General features: G+C 60.3%; 17 protein-coding genes. 6 read left to right on the top strand and 11 right to left on the bottom strand.

Features of this window, described 5'->3' with window-relative positions; genetic code table 11:
* The first annotated feature begins 19 nt into the window (after window positions 1–19).
* The 3 genes from ACR1XY_RS07665 (at window position 20) to ACR1XY_RS07675 (ending at window position 3,923) form a co-directional block, all read left to right on the top strand.
* Window positions 20–1,054, top strand: a complete 1,035-nt coding sequence (locus ACR1XY_RS07665) for a glycosyltransferase family 4 protein (protein WP_480591751.1) — start codon at window positions 20–22, stop codon at window positions 1,052–1,054.
* A gap of 111 nt (window positions 1,055–1,165) precedes the next feature.
* Window positions 1,166–2,188 carry an aspartate-semialdehyde dehydrogenase gene (locus ACR1XY_RS07670; RefSeq protein WP_480591756.1) on the top strand — a complete coding sequence of 341 codons (1,023 nt, stop codon included), beginning with the start codon at window positions 1,166–1,168 and terminating at the stop codon, window positions 2,186–2,188.
* A 124-nt stretch (window positions 2,189–2,312) separates the two neighbouring features.
* Window positions 2,313–3,923, top strand: a complete 1,611-nt coding sequence (locus ACR1XY_RS07675) for a DUF4139 domain-containing protein (RefSeq protein ID WP_480591760.1) — start codon at window positions 2,313–2,315, stop codon at window positions 3,921–3,923.
* A gap of 20 nt (window positions 3,924–3,943) precedes the next feature.
* Here the strand turns inward: ACR1XY_RS07675 and ACR1XY_RS07680 are convergent, their stop codons facing one another.
* The 8 genes from ACR1XY_RS07680 to ACR1XY_RS07715 form a co-directional block, all read right to left on the bottom strand.
* The gene (locus tag ACR1XY_RS07680) at window positions 3,944–4,990 is read right to left on the bottom strand and encodes an ABC transporter ATP-binding protein (RefSeq protein ID WP_480591764.1); all 1,047 of its coding nucleotides are present in this window, start codon (window positions 4,988–4,990) and stop codon (window positions 3,944–3,946) included.
* Window positions 4,990–6,237, bottom strand: coding sequence for an MGH1-like glycoside hydrolase domain-containing protein (locus ACR1XY_RS07685; RefSeq protein ID WP_480591769.1), 1,248 nt, complete (start codon window positions 6,235–6,237; stop codon window positions 4,990–4,992). The genes ACR1XY_RS07680 and ACR1XY_RS07685 overlap by 1 nt, the downstream gene beginning before the upstream one ends.
* 5 nt (window positions 6,238–6,242) lie before the next feature.
* Window positions 6,243–7,451, bottom strand: coding sequence for a carbohydrate ABC transporter permease (locus ACR1XY_RS07690; RefSeq protein ID WP_480591773.1), 1,209 nt, complete (start codon window positions 7,449–7,451; stop codon window positions 6,243–6,245).
* A complete protein-coding gene (locus ACR1XY_RS07695; RefSeq protein WP_480591776.1) occupies window positions 7,451–8,683 on the bottom strand; it encodes a carbohydrate ABC transporter permease in 1,233 nt (410 codons plus the stop codon). Before ACR1XY_RS07695 ends, ACR1XY_RS07690 begins: the two co-directional genes overlap by 1 nt.
* 57 nt (window positions 8,684–8,740) lie before the next feature.
* On the bottom strand, window positions 8,741–10,096 hold the full coding sequence (locus ACR1XY_RS07700; RefSeq protein ID WP_480591781.1) for an ABC transporter substrate-binding protein: 1,356 nt from the start codon (window positions 10,094–10,096) through the stop codon (window positions 8,741–8,743).
* A 17-nt stretch (window positions 10,097–10,113) separates the two neighbouring features.
* Complete coding sequence (locus ACR1XY_RS07705) at window positions 10,114–11,250, bottom strand: LacI family DNA-binding transcriptional regulator (protein WP_480591784.1); 1,137 nt, start codon at window positions 11,248–11,250, stop codon at window positions 10,114–10,116.
* A 130-nt stretch (window positions 11,251–11,380) separates the two neighbouring features.
* Window positions 11,381–11,917, bottom strand: coding sequence for an SRPBCC family protein (locus ACR1XY_RS07710; RefSeq protein WP_480591788.1), 537 nt, complete (start codon window positions 11,915–11,917; stop codon window positions 11,381–11,383).
* A 105-nt stretch (window positions 11,918–12,022) separates the two neighbouring features.
* Entirely contained in the window at window positions 12,023–12,673 is a 651-nt protein-coding gene (locus ACR1XY_RS07715) for a carbonic anhydrase (protein ID WP_480591791.1), read from the bottom strand.
* 144 nt (window positions 12,674–12,817) lie between these two features.
* Here ACR1XY_RS07715 and ACR1XY_RS07720 point away from each other — a divergent pair, with 144 nt between their 5' ends.
* The 3 genes from ACR1XY_RS07720 (at window position 12,818) to ACR1XY_RS07730 (ending at window position 15,387) form a co-directional block, all read left to right on the top strand.
* On the top strand, window positions 12,818–13,207 hold the full coding sequence (locus ACR1XY_RS07720) for a hypothetical protein (protein ID WP_480592157.1): 390 nt from the start codon (window positions 12,818–12,820) through the stop codon (window positions 13,205–13,207).
* A 63-nt stretch (window positions 13,208–13,270) separates the two neighbouring features.
* Window positions 13,271–14,653 carry a leucyl aminopeptidase family protein gene (locus tag ACR1XY_RS07725; RefSeq protein ID WP_480591794.1) on the top strand — a complete coding sequence of 461 codons (1,383 nt, stop codon included), beginning with the start codon at window positions 13,271–13,273 and terminating at the stop codon, window positions 14,651–14,653.
* The gene (locus ACR1XY_RS07730; protein ID WP_480591797.1) at window positions 14,650–15,387 is read left to right on the top strand and encodes a C40 family peptidase; all 738 of its coding nucleotides are present in this window, start codon (window positions 14,650–14,652) and stop codon (window positions 15,385–15,387) included. Before ACR1XY_RS07725 ends, ACR1XY_RS07730 begins: the two co-directional genes overlap by 4 nt.
* Here ACR1XY_RS07730 and ACR1XY_RS07735 read toward each other — a convergent pair.
* From ACR1XY_RS07735 to ACR1XY_RS07745, 3 genes are all read right to left on the bottom strand, one after another.
* Window positions 15,384–15,734, bottom strand: a complete 351-nt coding sequence (locus ACR1XY_RS07735; RefSeq protein ID WP_480591800.1) for a DUF2794 domain-containing protein — start codon at window positions 15,732–15,734, stop codon at window positions 15,384–15,386. The two genes, ACR1XY_RS07730 and ACR1XY_RS07735, sit on opposite strands and share 4 nt — an antisense overlap.
* Window positions 15,735–15,810: 76 nt before the next feature.
* On the bottom strand, window positions 15,811–17,475 hold the full coding sequence (locus ACR1XY_RS07740) for an ABC transporter permease (protein ID WP_480591803.1): 1,665 nt from the start codon (window positions 17,473–17,475) through the stop codon (window positions 15,811–15,813).
* 121 nt (window positions 17,476–17,596) lie between these two features.
* The gene (locus ACR1XY_RS07745; protein WP_480591806.1) at window positions 17,597–18,817 is read right to left on the bottom strand and encodes a phenylacetate--CoA ligase family protein; all 1,221 of its coding nucleotides are present in this window, start codon (window positions 18,815–18,817) and stop codon (window positions 17,597–17,599) included.
* Window positions 18,818–18,828: the final 11 nt, after the last annotated feature.

Raw genomic sequence — 18,828 nt, forward strand, 5'->3', positions numbered from 1 at the left:
GAAACCGTCAGGAGCACCCATGTCCGACCCGCGCGTCATTGCCCCCAATCTAAAACGCAGGCTTTCGGGCGTGACGGCGACGATTGCCCGGCTGGTGCCGCTGCAGGTTCAATGGATCGACATCGCCGCGACGGGGCCGGGCCTGCCATCGGACATCCCGCATATCCCTCTGGGCCGCCTACCCTTTCTGTCGCGCAAAACCCAGCGTGTCTGGCACGCCCGCCGAAACACCGAGATGCTGCTGGGCCTGTTCCTGCGCAACATCCTGCGGCTGAAGCTGAAACTGCTGTTCACCAGCGCCTCGCAACGGGTCCACACCGGTTACACCAAATGGCTAATCGAGCAGATGGACGCGGTGGTCGCCACCTCGCGCAAGACGGCCGGGTATCTGGAGCGCGACGCGCAGGTGATCATGCATGGCATCAACCTGCAGGAATTCACTCCGCCCGAAGACAAATCCGCTGTTCGGGCAGAACTGGACCTGCCCGAAGGCCTGTTGCTGGGCTGCTATGGCCGCATTCGCCACCAGAAAGGCACCGACGCCTTCGTTGATGCGATGATCGGCCTGTGTGGCCGCTTTGAAGACGTGCACGGCATCGTCATGGGCCGCGCCACCGAGAAACACACCGACTTTCTGGCCGAACTGAAAGACAAGGTCGCCAAGGCGGGCCTGTCCGACCGTATCCTGTTCAAACCCGAGGTGACCGTGGACCAGATCGCCGAGTGGTATCAGGTGCTGGATCTGTTCATCGCCCCGCAACGGTGGGAAGGGTTCGGCCTCACCCCATTGGAGGCGATGGCTTGCGGCGTGCCGGTTGTCGCCACCGATGTGGGCGCGTTTTCCGAGATTGTCACCAACCCGCCGCTAGGCCGCGTGGTGGAGCCCGGTGACATCCCCGCCTTGGCTGATGCCGCCGCCGAAATGCTGACCGACCGCGATTCCCTTACGCAATCCGGCATCGCCGCCCGCGCCCATGTCGAGCAGAATTTCGATATATATGGTGAGGCCAAGACCCTAGTGGCGCTTTACGAACGGCTTCTGAACGACGCCTGACGCTCCTTGCCGCGTAAAATCGGCGTCATTGGGGGAATATCGCCCCGAAAACCCTTTTTTCTTTCTCGCCGCGCGGCTATGAACGCGCGTCCTTAACTTTGGAGACATGAAATGGGCTATCGCGTCGTTGTCGCCGGCGCCACGGGTAACGTGGGCCGCGAAATGCTGAACATCCTGGCGGAACGCCAGTTCCCGGTCGATGAACTTGCCGCCCTGGCAAGCCGTCGTTCGCTGGGTACCGAAGTAAGCTTTGGCGACAAGACACTGACGACCCAGGACATCGACACCTTCGATTTCACCGGCTGGGACATGGCTCTGTTTGCCATCGGCTCAGACGCAACCAAGACGTATGCCCCCAAGGCGGCAGCGGCTGGCTGCGTGGTGATCGATAACTCGTCGCTCTATCGCTATGACCCGAAGATTCCGCTGATCGTGCCGGAATGTAACCCTGAGGCGATCCACGACTACAAGAACAAGAACATCATCGCCAACCCCAACTGTTCGACTGCGCAGATGGTTGTCGCGTTGAAGCCCCTGCACGACCGCGCCAAGATCAAGCGCGTTGTGGTGTCGACCTATCAGTCGGTCTCGGGCGCCGGTAAAGAGGGTATGGACGAGCTGTGGGATCAGACCAAAGCGGTCTACAACCCCACCACCGAGGTTGAACCGAAGAAGTTCCAGAAGCAGATCGCCTTCAACGTCATTCCGCAGATTGACGTCTTCATGGAAGACGGCTCGACCAAGGAAGAGTGGAAGATGGTTGTGGAAACCAAGAAGATCGTCGATCCGTCGATCAAGGTCACGGCAACCTGCGTCCGCGTTCCGGTCTTCGTTGGCCACTCTGAGGCTGTGAACATCGAGTTCGAGGAATTCCTGGACGAAGACGAAGCCCGTGACATCCTGCGCGAAGCACCGGGCATCATGGTGATCGACAAGCGCGAGGCCGGCGGCTACGTCTCGCCGGTCGAATGTGCGGGCGATTTCGCCACCTTCATCAGCCGCATCCGTCAGGACTCGACCATTGAAAACGGCATCAACCTGTGGTGCGTCTCGGACAACCTGCGCAAGGGTGCTGCACTGAACGCAGTGCAGATCGCCGAATTGCTGGGTCGTGAAGTACTGAAAAAGGGCTGAACCCGTTCCAACAGAAATGCCACAAGGGCCACCAAATCCGGGTGGCCCTTTTTCTTTTTCTTGTAGTGAAATAAAGCGCCTGCAACCTTTGCGGGTAGCCGGAACCTTTTCTCTGCGAGCACTTATGAAAAACCTGTTTTATCTGTTGGCGCTTGCCCCGACGTTGCTGTCTGCCGAAACTTTCACAATCGACACCAAAGTCAGCGAAGTGACAGTATACCCACAAGGAGTCGAAGTTCTTCGAACCGGAAGCTATTCGATCCCTGCCGGCACACATCGGCTGGTACTGTTGGGCGTCCCGGCCAGTGATCCGGATACCCAGTTGTCAACGATGCAGGTTCAGGCCGATGGGCTCAGCCGATCCGCGCTCATTGTTCGCGGAGATGATGTGCCCTGGCATGACTACGTCAGCGATGAGGTCAAACAGGCCGAGGATCGCGTCACTGATATCGAAAACCAGATCGCGGCGGTAGAGGACAGGGCCGAAACTGCGCGGCTCAGGGCCGAGGCGGCCCGTCATAAGATCGCATTCCTGTCCAATCTGGGCCGGAACGAGGGTCTGGCAGGTTCAGATGCTGAAAACCTGCGCAGAATTGCTCAAATGGTTGGAGAAGAATCTCTGAACGCCGAGAACACTGCCCAAACCGCCGAAATCGAAGCACGCAAAATCGAAGAGAAACTGGTCGATCTGGAAGAGCAACTGGACGCAGCACAAGCCGATCTGGCTGCCTTGCTGCCAGAAACGGACGAGCGACTGTTCATCGCTGTGGACGTCACTGCCAAAGCGGCGTCCGAGGGCGCTATTTCCCTGTCTTACATCGAATTCTACAACGCGGAATGGCAACCCGGGTACGAATTTGATCTGAAGACCACAGACACGCCCGAAGTCCGGATCGACCGACGCGTTCTGGTGACGCAGGAGACTGGCGAGAACTGGCAGGACGTCAGGCTTAGCGTGTCGACACTTCAACCCGTTGGGCAAAACAGCGCATCGCGTATCTTTTCCCAACGCAGGTCAATCAGCGAATACGTTGCAAATCTTGAAGAACCAGTTGTCGAAGCCCCGGTGGTGGTGGAGGAAACTGCGGGCTTTGCACCCGATCCCGCATCCGTTCAGGGCACCGGCATTACCTATACCTTGTCCGAGCCGATCTCGATCGCGAGCGGGTCTGAAATTGCCGAATTCGCCCTGGACAGCATGACCCAGTCGGTTGAACTGTTTGCGCTGGCAAACCCACGTCGCGATGAAACGGCGTATCGCACAGCACGTTTCACCAATCCTTACGACCAGATGTTGCTGTCGGCGAACTATGCCAGATGGCGGGTCAACGGAGTGTTGGTGGCAGCGGACAGCACCGCAAGCATTGGTCCACGGGAAGAGGTTGAGATGGGGTTTGGCCCGCTTTACGCCCTGACCGTCAACCGCAACATCCTGGGGCGTAGCCAAGGCGATGTTGGTCTTATTTCACGCTCCAATCAAAGTCAGGAACGCGCCCAGATTAAGATTGAAAATCTGACAGGCGAAACCTGGCCGCTCCGCATTTTGGACCGCGTGCCTTTTTCCGAACAGGACGATCTTGAGATCACCTGGACTGCCCAGCCGAAACCAAACGAAGAAAACGTAGACAACCGGCGCGGCATTCTGGCATGGGAGCTGGAGCTGGCGCCGGGTCAATCGGAGACGATTCAATTGGATACCAAACTCAGTTGGCCCGAAGGAATGGAGCTGCACTGATTCGCTCCATCCCATGTCACCTACAGCGCCTGCCCCTCCTCATCAAAAAACTGAAGCTTTTCAGGCGCAAAGTGCAGGCCGATCTTTGCTCCGGCCTTGATCTCGGTATCGCCACCAAGGCGGACGGTGACTTTCTCCTCGGTGCCGCAATCGACAATGACGAACATATCGGCACCGAGGTATTCGACCACCTCGACCAGCCCGTCGCTGTGGCCCGCGCCGGGTTCGACCACACTGATATGCTCCGGGCGAATGCCCAGCATCGTGGCCGTACCGGTGCGGTCGAAAGGTCCGCTGCCGCCGTTTTCCAGTTGGAACTGGTCACCTGACACGGTGCAGGGCAGGACGTTCATTTTCGGGCTGCCGATGAACTGTGCCACGAACAGGTTGGCGGGGCGCTCGTATAGCTCACGCGGCGTACCGACCTGCGCGATTTTGCCGAATTCCAGCACGACGATGCGGTCGGCCAGGGTCATCGCTTCGACCTGATCATGGGTCACATAGATCATGGTGCGATTGAGGCTCTGGTGCAGCTTGGCGATCTCATACCGCATCTCGACCCGCAAAGCGGCGTCGAGGTTGGACAGAGGCTCGTCGAACAGGAATGCGGTGGGGTCGCGCACGATCGAACGCCCGATCGCCACGCGCTGGCGCTGCCCACCGGACAGGTCCTTGGGGCGACGTTCCAGATATGGTTCCAGCTTGAGCACTTCGGCGGCCTTGCCCACACGCTCGGTTATCTCGGCCTTTGGAACACCTGCCACCTTCAGCGAAAAGCCCATATTCTCGGCCACGGTCAGATGGGGGTAGAGCGCATAGGACTGGAACACCATCGTCAGCCCGCGTTTCGAGGGCGGGTGATCGGTGACGTCGTCCCCGTTGATCAGAAGCGACCCGCGCGAGATATCCTCGAGCCCGCCGATCATCCGCAACAGGGTGGACTTGCCACAGCCCGAGGGGCCGACGAAGACGACAAACTCACCCTCTTCGATCTGCAGGTCGATGCCTTTGATCACCTGCACTTCGCCGAACCATTTTTCGACGGATTTGAGCTCGATGCTGCCCATCAGTTCCTCCCTGCCCAATGCAGCCAGACGGCGGCTGTCCAAGTGAACGAATTGCCCCCGGCCGGGCTGCCGGTGATCGGGTCGTAGTATTCCGCAAAGCCGTGGCCCGCGATCAGACGCGCGGTTTTCAGGCGCAAGGTTTCGGCTTCGACGCCGTGGCCCATTTCCGCCAGTCCGAACCCTATCAGCATGTTCATGAAAGCCCAGGTTGGCCCGCGCCAATACCGGCGCTCATCAAACTTGGGCATGTTCGGGTCATAGCTGGGGATCGGGTGCGGGACGGTGGTCAGCACAGTCTTCACACGGTCCAGCATCTGAGGGGCTTCAATCCCTCCAAACCAGCACAAATAGCTCGCGTTAGAGACACTTTCGGCCCATTCGCCAGTATGCGCATTGCGGGCATCAAAGGCAGCCAGCGGCTCATTCCACAGCGACCGTGCACCGGCCTCAAGCCGGACCACATCCGCGTCAAGACCCTCGGCTTCGATCCCCAGTTCCTCACTTATCGCCAACAGATCACGGGCAGCGCGCAGTGTGGCGAAACTCATGGTCGGGTCGGCGACGCGGAACGGGTTGACCTCCAGCAGTTTCTGCTGATCCCAACCAACCTCGCGCCCGATCTTCACCAGTTTGATATAGCAATCATAGTCGTATTTCGTGGGCCGGTCGGCGCTGTTCACATGGCTGGTGTCGCGGCGCTGATACTCGCCCACATCCGAGGCATCGATCCCCGCCATCGCGCCATCCCAGTCCGGCGCATTGTCGCGCCCGGCTTCCCAAGGATGGGTGGTGCAGACAGCGCCGTGCTCATCCAGACGCCACGCCATGAACCAGCGATGCCAGGCCAACATGGCCGGGAACAGAGCACGAAGGCGCACCTCACCGGCCGCACGGTCCTTGTCCCAAACCCGCCGCGCCATAGTGGCGGCCAGCGGTGGCTGGGTGACGCCCGATGACGCAATCGGCCCGGTACCGCCCCAGACATCCGGCCCGGGGAAATAGCCTGGATCGGGCTGATGAAACAGAATGTGGGGCACCATGCCGTTGTCCCACTGGCCCGAGAACAGCGTTTCAAGCTCGACCCAGGCACGGTCAATATCGAATTCTGCAAACCCCAGCGCCGCCACGGCACTGTCCCAGTTCCACTGATAGGGATAAAGGCCGCTGGTCGGGATCGTGTAACCACCCCGATCATTGGCAATCAGAATATTGCGGGCCGATTCACTCGGTGTTGTATAATAGTTCATCTCAGTCATCCTTTGACCGAGCCTGCGGTCAGGCCTTTGGTCATGAAACGTTCAAGCCCCAGGAACAGGGCCATGATCGGAACAGTGGCAATTACCGCACCGGCCATCAGGTGTTGGCGGGGAATTTCCGAGGAGTTCAGCATCGTGACGCCTCGGGTCAGGGTAAATTTCGACGGATCGTCCAGCAGCATGAAAGCCAGCAGGAATTCATTCCAGGCGATCATGAAGACATAGAGCGAGACCGACGCCAGCGCTGGCAGGCTGAGCGGCAGGGTGATTTTCCAGATCACCGCCAGCCGCGACAGGCCATCCATCAGACCGGCCTCTTCCACCTCGGTCGGCAGGCCGCGGAAATAGCCTTGCAGCATGTACAGCGCGACCGGGATCGTGGTGACCGGGTAGATCATGACGATGCCAAGGATCGAATTGCGCAGACCCGTCAGCGAGAACGCGATATAGATCGGCAGTGCCAGCACGATCATCGGCACCATGTAGATCAACAGGATCGAGCGCGAGAACGCTTTTTGCCCCTGAAACCGGAATCGTGCCACTGCATAGGCACCCGGCACGCTGAACAGCAACGTGATGAACACCGTCAGGACCGAGACGTAGAAGGATGTCAACAGGTAGCTGCCGAAATTGAAATCGCGGAACAGCTCGGTATAGCTGCGGAACAAAGCCATGCCCTGGCTCAGATCGACCGAGAAATCCAGCGGGTTCTGCAGCAGTGCCTGCTGCGACTTCAGGCTGGTCATCACCATGACGTAGAACGGGATGACCACGATGGCGGTGAAGAAGATATAGCCGAAGCCGGTGCAGAAGCGGATCACCGCGTCCTCGTATTCGTGGCGGGTCAGCTCTGCAAACGGCAGGTCCTTGAGGATCGCGGCCAGTGACATATGCATTACCACGGCCACCGCGACCACAGTGACCAGCACCGATTGCAAGGTCGTTTCCGATCCGATCAGAACCGGGCCAAAGCCGGTCAGGCAAGACAAGCCCAGCAGGGCTGCCACTCCCAAACGCGAAGGCGCGCGGCGGGCCGCAAAACGGACATAGACCAGCCCGGCAACCGCGCCCCAGATCAGGCTTAGCAGAACCTGCGGTCGAAACGCCGCACCGGTGGCGAAGGACATGGTGACCGCGATTGTGGTGGCGATTACCAGCATCCAAAGCGCGCCCAAAACCGGGCCGGTGATGTATCCTTTGCGCATCACAGACCCTCCTCACGGCTGATGAACTTGAAGAACACGAAACTGAAGGCGATCAGGCACATCAGGATTACGACGGCCACCGCAGCGCCTGCCCCGATGTTCGAGACCGCAAAGGCCTGTTCATAAACATTCACGGTCAGCGTGCGCGTGCCTGCATTGCCGCCGGTCAACAGGAAGATGTCGTCGAACTTGTTGAACGTCCAGATAAAGCGCAGCAGGAACAGCACCGACAGGATACCCAGCAATTGCGGGATACTCAGCAGCCAGAATTTCTGGAACGGAGAGGCACCGTCCATATCCGCCGCCTCATACATACTGGAGTCGATGGACTGCATCCGCGCAAGGATGAACAGGAAGGACAGCGGAAAATAGCGCCAGATTTCGAATACGGTAACCATGATCAGGGCTAAGGGCCGTTCCCCGAAGAAATTGATCGGCTCACTGCTCAGCCCCATCTGCACCAGCAGCGCATTGGCCGAACCCGAGAAAGGATCAAACAGCGTGACCCAGGTGAAGGCCACGGCGATCACCGGGGCCACATAAGGGAAAAGGTAGAGACCACGGATAAAGCCTTGCCCCTTGAAGCTCTTGTTCAACAGCAGCGCGGCAAACAGGCCCATCACCAGTGCGCCGATGGTGCCAAAGACAGTGTAGAACAGCGTCACCCACAACACGCCCCAGAATTCGGAACCGTCAAACACGCGGGCAAAGTTCTCAAGGCTGAATTCCAGATTGGTCAGCACACTCGGCCCGCTGCCGGTCACACGGGGTTCAGACGCTTCGACCAGTTCTTCGAACGCGTCCGGATCGCCATCGAATTCAACCGGAATGCGGATACGCTCACGCTGACCGCCTTCCAAAGTGCCGAAATCGCAGAACAATTTCTGATCATTCAGAACACAGGGCGCGGCGACCTCCCCGGCGGTCACACCGTCGGGCAGCACATCACTCAGGGTCACGCCGTCGATGGCGAACTCCTGACTGGAGTTGCGCAGGCGGTATTCGATCCGCAGATCGTCGCCTGATCCGCGCAGGCTTTCACGCACGACCGGTGCGGGCGGGCGCAAGTCGGACAGGGTAAACGGTTTGAAGCTGATCCAGATGATCGCCAGCAAGGGCAGGATCACCACAAGAGACACGCTGATCACGGTCGGAGCCAGCAGCGCCCAGGCCAGACGCGCCTCGCGTTTGGCAAGAGCCCCGGTTCCGGTCGGTGGGGTGGCCGAAGACATGGGGTACCTCGAAGGGTTGTGCGCAGCGGCGCAGACGCCGCTGCAGGTGCTGGTTGATTACTGAACCTTGGCCAGTTCGTCGTTCATGGCCGCAACGGCGGCGGCGGCGTCGATTTCGTCATCGATATACTGACGCACGATCCGGTTGATGGCCTGAGAGTTGATCATCTTCGAGGCCAGCGACAGCTGCCCCTCGGCCACGCCCCAACGCTGTGCCACGTCCAGACCGCCAACGATTTCGTCGATCATCGCCTGCTCGTAAAGCTCGCCCAGCGGGGCCTTGCGATCCACGCCCACGGGCAGCTCAGCCCATGCATCGGCAAAGGCGGTCGGGTTATCTGCATTGCCGCGACGGACCGGGAATTTGCCTTCGGGCGCAATGGCCAGCGTCTGGGTATAACCCTGATCCATGGCGTATTTCACGAAGTCCATTGCCGCGTCGGTATCCGCGTCGTTGGTGATACCAAAGTAACGCACGTCCCCCCAGGCCGCGCCATCAGGATTCGACGGGCCGGACAGTTTGGTGACAATACCGGTCTTGCCCGCCAGATCGCGCGAGGTCGGGTCGTCGGTGATGGTTGGCGGGGCGCTGTCGCGCAGACCTGCGAGCTCATCCAGAATGAAGGGCGACCAGATAATCATCGCGGCCTTGCCGTCAAAATACAATTCGCGCGATTGCTTCCAATAGAGCTCTCCCGGAGGCGAGGCCTTGGAAATCGCCTTGTAGAAATCCAGAACCTCGGTGGTCTTGGCCTCATCCAGCGGTTTGAACCCATCGGGGCCAACCGGGCTGACGCCGTTGGCGAGGAAGACATGTTCCAGCACCTGGCTCATGAAGTTTTCGTCGACCTTGGTTGCCGAGACAAAGCCGTACATCTCCGGCGGGTTATGTAGGGCTTCAAGCGCGACCTGAATGTCGGCAAAGCTGTCGGGTGCGTCCAGACCGGCCTCATCGAACAGGTCCTTGCGGTAGACGACCATCTGGGTCCAGCCATCCACTGGTACCGACGCGGTTTCACCGTTGAAAGCAGCCATGGCCAACGCGCCAGGGGCAAAAGTGTCGGTGCCCAGTTCCTCGATCACTTCGGTGGCAGCTTCGGTGTCGAGAATGCCGGCTTCTGCCCAGGGCAGAGCGTATTGCAGCGTGTGATAAACTACATCCGGCAGATCACCAGCAGCAAACGCCGCTGTGGCGCGGGTGCCCAGGTCGCTTTCGGTGACGGGGATCACCTCGACCGTGGTGCCGGTTTCAGCCTTGAACTGATCGGCCATCTCCTGCTGTTTGGCCAGACGCTCGGGCTGTTCCTCGGTGGTCCAGAACCGGATTGTGTCAGCCTGCACGGACAGCGCAGTCAGCGCCAGCGCCAACGACGATCCAAGCATCAGCCTGGCGACTTTGGGTGTCAGTTTCATGTGTGGTCTCCTCCCGGTTAGTCTTTATTGAGCTGTGTGCGTTTTACCGCCAGTTCCGCTGATGACAGATGCGGCGGCCCGTCCGATTCTCCTTCGACCAGAGTCGCCTCGGTCAACTCGCGCAGGGTGCCGGGCGCCTCACCCCGGATCTGCCGGATCAGCAAGGTTGCCAGCCGCTGCCCGGCCATGCGGGAATCAACGGCGAAAGTGGTCAGCGCGGGGCGGGCGTAGCGGCATTCCGGAATCCCGTCATAGCCGATCACCGCAACGTCACGGCCAATCTCGAACCCTCGATCTTGCGCGGCCGAACAGAACCCCAAAGCGGCCAGGTCGGTGGCAAACACAATCGCGGTCGGCGGCTGATCCAGTTGCATCAGCGCCATCGCCTGCGCGGCACCGTCTTCCCGCGTCCGGGCGCCTTCGCGGATCAAATCGGGGTCAAGCGGCAGACTTGCCTCGTGCAGACCCTCGGCATAGCCGTCGCGGCGCAGATGGCTGTAATTGAACTTGGGGTCGCTGCCGACATAGCCGATGCGCGTATGCCCGAACCCTGCCAGCCGCAGCACCGCCTTGCGCATGGCGGTTTCGCCCGCGATGTCAAACCACGAGGTCTCCTCCCACGTGTTCGACTGCCCGTACCCGGTTCGGCCATAAAGAATATGCGGCACTTCGAGGTTGCGCAAAAGCCCAACGCGCGCATCCTTGACCATCGTTCGCGGCAGGATGAAGCCGTCCGCTTTTCGTTCCTCGAACAGGCGGCTGAGCACTTTCAACGCGTCGCGCTCCGAGGTCGCCGTGGATATGGTCATCGTCCAATCAAGGTTGCTGGCGGCCTCACAGGCACCGGCCAGAAAATCCTGCAGGAACGGGTTGTGCTGGTCGGGCTCTTCGCTGTTCAGCACCATCGCAATGGCGCGCACCTGTCCGGTTCGGATCGCCTGCGCATGGCTCAGCGGCCGGTAGCCCAGCTTGCGGGCGGCGGTCTCGACCCGCGTGCGCGTAACTTCGGAGATATCGGAATAGCCGTTCAGCGCCCGCGACACCGTGCTTTTCGACAGGCCCAGATGTGCCGCCAATTCGTCCAGCTTGACCCGGCCAGAGACCGAGGTGCGATTCGCGGATTCGAGCGATTGATATGATAGATTCGGAGCCATTTCTTACATTTGTTTGCTCCGAAACCGGTTTCGGCAACAAAAAAGTTAAAAAAAGTGCAAACTGGTCAATTTTTAGCGCCTATGCGGATTTCTTATTCCGTTGCTGCGACTTACCGAGGGGCCGAGGTCTTTAACTCTGTGTTTCGACCAGCATTTTCAAATTGGACAGTCCCCGTTCGTAGTCACCGCCCACCCATTCATCCATCATCAGCCCCATCCACCGCGCCATCGGATTCAGGCCCAGATCGGTGACAAAACCCCAGGTCACCTGCGTCTGATCGCCCTCGGGCACCAGGGCGAACGACGCCGAAGCGGTACCCATCGACCCGAAATCCAGCGCCGTTCTGACCGTTTGATCGGGGACGCTTTCGATGATCTCCTGCGATCCGGTCCCGACCTGCGGATGCTCCGAGCTCCAGTTAAGGGTATTGCCCACCCCGGCCTCGGGGCCGCTGTATGTCAGTTGCGTTTCAGGATCGCGCTCCAGCCAGGGCGACCATTTCTCGGTCTCCTGCATTGAATTCACGTAAGGAAAGATGGCAGCGGGTGGGGCGTCGATCGTGATGCTGCGTGATACTTCGGCTTTTCCGGGCAACAGGTAGGAAACCCCTATCAGCAGCAAAACAAGCACAACCAGAGCCAGAAGAATGCGTTTGATGAATCGCATGATACGTCCCCGATCCAAACCCGGATAAGGCGACTATAGCAAAAAATCGCGCGGAATCAGAGGCCTGATCCCGCGCCTGTCAAAACTGCGGACTATTCCTGCGGATCAGACGACCACGAATTTCTTTTCCTTTGGGTCATAGCATTGCAGCCCGCCCTCACCGATATCGGTCCACAGCCCATGCAGGCTGAGCGAGCCGTCCTGCACCGCCGAGGACACAAACGGGAATGACATCAGGTTCTCGAGCGAGGCGACAACCGCCTGCCGTTCGAACTGCCGCGCCTGATCGACACTGTCTTCGATATCGGCCACCAGCTCGTATTTCGGCTTCAGAATATCCATCCAGCGACCGACAAAGCTGTCTTTGGCTTCCAGTTGCGGGGCCTGGCCCTTGCACATGTCGATGCAACCCTGAACGCCACCGCATTGCGAATGGCCCAACACTATCAAATGTGCCACCTTCAACGCAGTGACGGCGTATTCGATCGCGGCACTGGTACCGTGGTGATCACCGTCCGGTGCGTAAGGCGGCACCAGATTGGCGATATTGCGGTGGATGAAGAAATCGCCCTGGTCCGCCCCAAACATTGACGTCACATGAACACGGCTGTCGCAGCAGGAAATCACCATCGCGCGCGGACGCTGCCCTTCGGTCGCCAGGCGGCGGTACCAGACCTGGTTTTCGGAATAGGTGGTGGCTTTCCAGCCGTGGTACCGTTTGACCAAATAGCCCGGCAGGGGTTTCGCTAAATCCATTCTTCTGTCCATTTTCGAGTTCCTGAAGGCTGCTCTACCCGGAATTCGCAGAAAATTCGAGCCATTATCCTGCGCGGATGCAAGGTTTTGCAAAGGAAATCACGTTCAAAGTCGGTCTGTGCCGTGGGGGCGAAAAGAATTGGGGTGAATGTGGTGGATAAGATACTCACGCTTGAACACAAGGAAACCGTCCGGCTGGATCCGGACCAACTGAACGGATTGTACCGGCAACTTGGGGACAAGAACGCGCTGGACGTGCTGTGCCGCACGGTGGAGGAACTAGCCGTACGCCTGTCGAATTGCGAACGGTTCTGGCGGCAGCGCGACTGGGCGGGGCTGCGCAAATGCGCGCGGTCACTGGTCGCGATTGCGGACCAGATCGGCATGGTCGCGCTGGCCCGCGTCGCCGGGGATGTGGCGCAGACCGCCGACAAGGGCGATGCGGTGGCTACCGGAGCCACCCTGTCGCGGCTGATCCGGGTCGGAGAAAAATCGCTGACCGTGATCTGGGATCAGCAGGATCTTTCCGTCTGACGGGGCTTGCGGACAAGCCGCAGGCGGATAGGCTGGGCGCAAACCGAACCAGTCGAGATTTCCATGACCCTGTCCTTTGCTTCGCCCTCTGACCCCTCGCTGCCGCTGCATGTCGTCGCGCAACCCGATCTGGACGATTGGCTGCTCGACCAGCCGGATCGCGTGTCGAACTGGGTGCAGGCCAGCGGCTTTACCGGCGCACTGGGACAGGCCGCGCTGATCCCCGGTTCGGACGGCGCGCCTGAATTCGCTTTGGCGGGCTATGGCAATGCCGCAGGCCGCGCGCGTAAACGGTTTCCCTTGGCCGCCGCAGCCGAATCCCTGCCCAAAGGCACCTATCACATCGCCTCGGGCGTGCCCGTGGGTGCGTTGGGCACCGAATGCCTGGGCTGGCTGCTGTCCGGTTATGCGTTTGATCGCTACGCCGCGCAATCTCCGGCCAAGGCCCGTCTGGTTGCGCCCGAAGGAATTGATGCGGCGCGGATTGAGGTTCTGGCGCAGTCCGAGGCCCTGACCCGCGATCTGGTCAACACGCCCACCGCAGATATGGGACCGGACCAGTTGCAAGCCACTGCCGAGGCACTGGCGCAGGAGTTCGGTGCCTCCTGCGAGGTGATCAAGGGGCAGGCCCTGCTGGACCAGAATTTTCCGATGATTCACGCCGTTGGTCGCGCCGCCGCGCAAGAGCCCCGCCTGATCGAGATGAATTGGGGCAGTTCCGGCCCCAAACTAACGCTGGTCGGCAAAGGCGTGTGTTTTGACACCGGAGGGCTGAACCTTAAGCCCGGCAACTCGATGGCGCTGATGAAGAAAGACATGGGCGGATCGGCAAATGTTCTGGGTTTGGCGCGAATGATCATGGCTCTGAAACTGCCGGTCCAAATGCGCGTGCTGATACCGGCGGTTGAAAACTCGGTGGCTGGAAACGCGTTTCGCCCGGGCGACATCCTGACCTCGCGCAAGGGTCTGACGGTCGAGATCAACAACACCGATGCCGAGGGGCGGCTGGTGCTGGCCGATGCACTGGCGCTGGCGAATGAGGGCAATCCGGATCTGGTGATCTCGATGGCCACGCTGACCGGCGCGGCGCGGGTGGCCGTCGGCGCTGATCTGGCACCGTTTTACACCGATGACGACAATGCCGCCGAAACACTGGTGCGGGCCGGGCAACAGGCCGCCGATCCGGTCTGGCGGATGCCCTTCCACGAGCCCTATGAGGCGATGATCGAACCGGGTATCGCCGATCTGGACAATGCGCCCTCGGGCGGGTTTGCTGGATCGATCACCGCCGCGCTTTTCCTGCGACGCTTTGTCGGCGACTGCCGCTATATGCATTTCGACATCTATTCCTGGCAATCCAGCAAAGCGCCGGGCCGCAGCAAGGGCGGCCTCGGCCAAGGCCCACGGGCGCTGCTGGCCGCCCTGCCCGAGATTCTGGACCTATGACCAAGCAGCGCATCATAAACCCCGTGGTCGACCTGCTGCGCCACCCCGATGGCCCCCGCGACCGGCAGGTGTTGTTTGGCGACGCCGTAACCGTGACCGAAACCCAAGGCGGCTGGAGCCGGGTCATCGCGGAAAAGGACAGTTACTCCGGCTGGGTGGCCTCGGACCAGTTGGGGGCACCGGTTGCCGATACCCACTGGATCACCGCCCCCGCAACCCATGCCTATGCAGAGCCGGATATGAAAAGCCCCGACCAGGTTTCGCTGAGTTTCGGTAGCAGGGTTCAGGTTCTGTCGGAACAGAACCGGTTTCTGGAAACCGAGCTGGGTTTCATCCCTGCCGTGCACGCCAAGCTCAATGCTACTCACCTGACTGATCCGGTCGCAGTGGCCGAACTGTTTCTCGGCACACCCTATCTGTGGGGTGGCAACAGCCGGTTCGGGCTGGATTGTTCGGGTCTGGTGCAGGCCGGGCTATTGGCTTGCGGCATCCCCTGCCCCGGCGACAGCGGTGATCAGGAACGGGAACTGGGCGAGTCCCTGTCCGCAGGGACGGAACCGAAACACGGCGATCTGCTGTTCTGGAAGGGCCATGTCGCTTGGGTCTATGGTGAAAACATGCTGCTGCACGCCAATGCCTATCACATGGATGTGACATTCGAGCCGATGGATCAGGCAATCACCCGCATTCTTGACCAGGGCGACGGGCCTGTTACATCCCACAAAAGGCTCTAATCAAGGTCAACCGAGCGGATCAGCTTGCGTTCCAGCACTCGCAACACGGTGCGCAGGTCGTGGCCGCGCTTCAGGATGCGGCCATCCATGCCAATCACTGAATACATCCCCTGCCTTTGCCGCAGGCGCGGGTGTTTCTCGACCCGGTAAATCGGATGCTCGGTCGTGCGTCTAAAAATGGAAAACACCGCCATGTCTCGAAGGTTGGAAATTCCGTAATCGCGCATTTCTCCGGCGGCGACCATCCGGCCATAGACGGACAGGATATGGGACATCTCGTGCCGGTTAAACGCGACGGGCATCTGTGCCGAGTTAGCAGAAAACCGGCTGGGAGGCTGCATGTTCATACCCTCAGCCTTGCCGGAAAATGCGTTTGAATCAAGCCCGAGCACAACAAGGTGTGGTTTTTTGGTCAATCGTGACCTAGCGCCGCCCGACCTGACGACAAATCAGAATCACCGGCAACAACCCCACCGCAAGGATGACCAGAGAAGGCACGGCCGCCCCCTCGAGTCGTTCATCCGAGGCCAGCCGATAGGCCTGCACCGCCAGCGTGTCAAAGTTGAAAGGGCGCATGATCAGGGTCGCTGGAAGCTCTTTCATCACGTCGACAAAGACGATCAGCAGCGCCGTCAGCAACGATGGCGTCAGGATCGGCAGATGCACCCGGCGCAACGTGCCCAGCGGTGTCTGCCCCAAGGACCGCGCGGCCGCGTCCATATTTGCGTGAACGGTGCTTTGCCCGCCCTCATAGGCGCTGAGCGCGGCGGCCAGAAAACGCACCATATAGGCAGAGATCAGCAGCCAGATCGAACCGGTCACCAGCAACCCGGTCGAGATATCGAAAGTCTGCCGCATCCACGCATCCAGCGCGTTGTCGAAGCTGGCAAATGGCACCATCAGGCCCACGGCGATCACCCCGCCCGGCACCGCATATCCCAGCCTTGCCAGATAACCCGCGGTGGCCGATCCCCGACCCGGACGCAGGCGTTGAAAGAAGCCTACGCAGATCGCGGCAAACACAGTGACCACCGCCGCTGTACCCGCAAGCGTAAGTGAGTTCTGGATGAAACCGATATAACGGCGCGACAGCAGGTTCTGTTCCGACTGAAGACCCATCTGGATCAGGATGAAGACCGGCAGCAAAAAGCCCAGAAAAACCGGAACGGCGCAGAGCGTGAAGGCCGCCGCAGATTGCCAGCCTTTCAGTTGCGCCGAAGGCAGCGACGCATGGCTTTTACCCGCCTGATAGTATTTCGCCCGGCCCCGCTGTATCCGCTCGGCCATCGCCATGACCAGCGCGAACCCTAGCAGGCACAGGGCAAGCTGCGCAGCGGCGGCGCGGTCTCCGATCGAGAACCAACTGGTGTAAATACCCGTGGCAAAGGTTTGGACGCCGAAATAGGCCACCGTACCAAAGTCGGCGATGGTCTCCATGATGGCCAGCAGGACACCCCCTGCAATCGCCGGGCGCGCCATCGGCAGTGAGACGTGCCAGAAAGCCAGCCACGGGCTTTTGCCCAGTGCGCGGGCAGCCAGAAAGGCGGTGGCGCTTTGCTGCAGAAACGCGGCACGGGCCAGCAAATAGACATAGGGGTACAGCACGAGGATCAGCATCACCGCCGCGCCCTCGGTCGAGCGGATCTCGGGGAACCAATAGTCGCGCGGCCCCCAACCCGTCAGGTCACGCAAGGTGGTCTGGACGATGCCGGGATGATCCAGAATGAAGGTATAGGCATAGGCCAGAACATAGGCCGGAAACGCCAGAGGCAGAACCAGAGCGATCTCAAGGAAGCGCACACCGGGAAAACGACACATCGTCACCAACCACGCCGCGCCCACGCCGATGGAAAAGGTGCCCGCGGCAACCAGAACCACCAGGATCACCGTCGTCAGCGCATAACGGGGCAGAACCGTGTCCAGCAGATGCGAGATCGTGTCCGTCCCACCCGTCACCGCCGCCAGAACAACCGCCACCATCGGCAACAGACAGGCGGCCGCCACCAGACAGGCCACCGTGCCAACCAGCCGGGTGCCAAACACGCCCCTATGGCGTGTTCCGTGTTCTGAAAATTCGATTTCGGCCATGTTTCCGGTTGTGACAGGCAAAGGCGCAGGTTCCGCCTTTAATTGACCAAAACGCTAAGAAACACCAGTGGGCTGCGAAACAAATCTGCGGCGCATACTGCCGCAGAGCCGTTTTTCTGGGTCACTCGTAAACCCGCTGATCCTCGATCACCAAACCGTCCTTGGGCAGTGATCCGGGGGCCACCACCTCGATCGCGCCTTTCAGCTTCAGCACTTCGACCACCGATTTGGCATAGGCCACGTCGTCGTCGCGGGGGCTTTCGATCTGAACGGTCATGGTGTCCATCTCGCCCTGACGGGCGGCGATAACGCGGGCCTTGACGATCTCTTCATGCTTGTCGACCAGCGCGGCCACCTGCTCGGGGCGCACGAACATACCTTTGATCTTGGTGGTCTGATCGGCCCGACCCATCCAGCCCTTGACCCGCAGATTAGTGCGGCCACAGGGGGATACCCCCGGCATAATCGCTGACAGATCACCGGTGGCAAACCGGATCAGCGGATAGTCGGGGTTCAGCGAGGTCACCACGACCTCACCCACCTCACCCTCGGCCACGGGGGTTCCGGTACCCGGTGTTACGATCTCGACTATGACATGCTCGTCGATAATCATCCCCTCCATCGCGGGGCTTTCATAGGCGATATTGCCAAGATCGGCGGTGGCATAGCACTGCAGGCAGGAAATGCCGCGGTCGGCATATTCCTGACGCAAGGACGGGAACAGCGCGCCGCCGCCTACAACGGCTGCGTTGAAGCCCAACGTCACGCCCATTTCATCCGCCTTGTCCAGAATGACCTTCAGATAATCCGGGGTTCCCGCATAAGCAGTGCAGCCTACGTCGCGCGCGGCAGTTACCTGCAACTCGGTCTGACCGGTACCCGCAGGCAGCACTGCTGCCCCCACAGCCCGCGCGCCGCTTTCAAAGATCATGCCCGCAGGGGTCAGGTGGTAACCAAAGCAGTTCTGCAGGATATCGCCCGGACCTACGCCCGCCGCATGCAGGAACCGCCCCATGCGCCACCAATCGGGGTCGGTGCTGCCGGGCTCGTAAATCGGGCCGGGGGATTGAAACACATGGTGGAAATGCCGCGCCGGTTTGACGGTAAACCCGCCAAACGGAGGCCGCGACGCCTGCGCTTGCGCCAGATCGGATTTACGCAAAACCGGCAACTTTACCAGATCCGCAACCGAGGCGACGGCATCGGTGTCGGCCTCGGCCAGATGCGCCTCGAACCCCGGCGCGGACAAGGCCCGCTGAAGCTGTACGCGCAGGGCCTGCGCCTGATCGGAGGCACGTTGGTCGGCTGAACGGGTCTCGAGCGCGTCGTAGTAATTGGTCATGACCATATCCT

The organism is Ruegeria sp. AD11(2025), assembly GCF_056542405.1.